Annotated in this window: 2 protein-coding genes; both read right to left on the reverse strand. The window is 42.7% G+C overall.

Features of this window, described 5'->3' with window-relative positions; all coding sequences use genetic code 11:
* Positions 1–228: 228 nt before the first annotated feature.
* Positions 229–579: a hypothetical protein gene (locus DXXMK7_RS00045; RefSeq protein ID WP_038917300.1), complete on the reverse strand. Its 351-nt coding sequence runs from the start codon at positions 577–579 to the stop codon at positions 229–231.
* Between the two features lie 4 nt (positions 580–583).
* A partial coding sequence (locus DXXMK7_RS22915) for an RHS repeat domain-containing protein (protein WP_084682743.1) occupies positions 584–1,098 on the reverse strand: 515 nt, incomplete at its 5' end.

The raw sequence follows: 1,098 nt of genomic DNA on the forward strand, positions 1-1,098 counted from the left end.
AACCGTGCCTGTTTCTGCCGCCCCTGCGCGCGCCGCTCCGCCGTCACCTGCCCTGCGCCATTGAGCCGCAACGCCTGTTCGCCCCAGTGGCTGTCGCGGATGCCCGTCACCGTCACGGTGGAGCGCGGCAGGATTATTATTGAGACGCAGATTAATTTTTAGCGACTGACCAGACCATAAAATAAAAAGCCGGAAGGATCGTTGGATCACTTCCGGCTTTTTTATTTTTTAATTATAAATACCCTTATCCTCTGCCTTTTCAATGAATAGATCCTGTAAATCTCCTTGGATCTCTTCATCACCATAAATCAATTTAAAATCATCATCTATTCCAGGAGGAAAATGAGAACCATCAATAGTCCCTAGTATTATTGACGCTGTATCTGTAATAGTTATTTTAAAAAAATCAAAAATAGCCTCTTTATCCTCATCACTAAGTGACGATAAAGCTCTTCTAGCTTTTGCATAAACATCAACACCTTCATCAGGTGCCTTTGTTAAGCTATTCTTATAACGAAGAAAATTATCTTCGAGCGCTTCATTAAAGATTGAATCAACAAATCTCTCATTACCAGACATAAAATCACCTCCCAAAGTTTTTATATCTCACTTCCGGATACATTGATTTATTCAAATCAATCAACTCACGTAGTTTAGCATTTGGGACATCAGGATAAACTCTTCTAAGCTCTTTAATATCTCTAGCGATAACATCCCTAGCGGAGCTGAATGGTTGCCCTGTCGTCGGATTTATTTTACTTCTTGATACTATTCCAACACCCTCTTTAGAAAGAGTATGACCTTCTTTGGGAACTAACATTGAGGGAGCTGTTTTAGGATCGTAATCTTTTACTAAATCTTTCATTATTGCCTTTTGACCAACGTGGTGGGCATCTAATTCAAGATTTTTTCCTTTCACTGAATTTCGCAGATCCTCATAACTTCCTACGTCCCATTTTTCAGGACACTTAGTTAGGCCTAGAGGGTCAACCCAACAGAAGGGGTTAGGAACATACCCCTGCGGCCTCAGCCCCCCTGCCAGCCCTATCGGGTCCGCCGAAATATACTGCCCCAGTTCCGGGTCGTAGTAGCGGTGAC

Origin of the sequence: Dickeya sp. MK7 (assembly GCF_000406305.1) — a bacterium.
In the GTDB taxonomy this organism is placed as follows: Bacteria; Pseudomonadota; Gammaproteobacteria; order Enterobacterales; family Enterobacteriaceae; genus Dickeya; species Dickeya fangzhongdai.